The 639-nt window shown below is 51.3% G+C and carries 2 tRNA genes and 1 pseudogene; all 3 read left to right on the forward strand.

The annotated features are described in order from the left end of the window. Nucleotides 1-3 precede the first annotated feature (3 nt). Nucleotides 4-77 (forward strand) — tRNA-Gly (locus tag ACIP66_RS28170). 26 nt (nucleotides 78-103) lie between these two features. Beyond that, a tRNA-Thr gene (locus ACIP66_RS28175) sits at nucleotides 104-179 on the forward strand. Between the two features lie 84 nt (nucleotides 180-263). After that, nucleotides 264-617: pseudogene (locus tag ACIP66_RS28180) on the forward strand (GTP-binding protein); the annotation flags it as partial. Nucleotides 618-639: the final 22 nt, after the last annotated feature.

The following is a 639-nucleotide window of genomic DNA, read 5'->3' on the forward strand; positions in this document are numbered from 1 at the left end:
TCCGCGGGTACCGATTCGTGGTAGAACCTCAGCCTTCCAAGCTGATGATGCGGGTTCGATTCCCGCTACCCGCTCCAAGTTTGCAGGTTGTGCAAAGTGTTTTGCTCTTGTAGCTCAGTTGGTAGAGCACACCCTTGGTAAGGGTGAGGTCAGCGGTTCAAATCCGCTCAAGAGCTCCATATAACAAGGCAGATATGAAAATATCTGCCTTTGTTTTAATGGCTAATGTAGTTTGCTCAATTCTTCTGTTAAGGGTGATATCGATGGCTAAGGAAAAATTTGATCGTTCCCTGCCGCACGTCAACGTTGGGACCATTGGTCACGTTGACCACGGTAAAACCACGCTGACTGCTGCTCTGACTCGCGTTTGCTCCGAAGTGTTCGGTTCCGCAATCGTTGACTTCGACAAGATCGACAGCGCACCAGAAGAGAAAGCTCGCGGTATCACCATCAACACCGCACACGTTGAGTACAACTCGAAGATCCGTCACTACGCTCACGTTGACTGCCCAGGTCACGCTGACTATGTGAAGAACATGATCACCGGTGCTGCTCAAATGGACGGCGCTATTCTGGTTTGCTCGGCCGCTGATGGTCCGATGCCACAAACCCGAATAGCGCCGTCCATTTGAGCAGCAC

Origin of the sequence: Pseudomonas sp. NPDC088429 (assembly GCF_044753305.1) — a bacterium.
In the GTDB taxonomy this organism is placed as follows: domain Bacteria; phylum Pseudomonadota; class Gammaproteobacteria; order Pseudomonadales; family Pseudomonadaceae; genus Aquipseudomonas; species Aquipseudomonas rustica.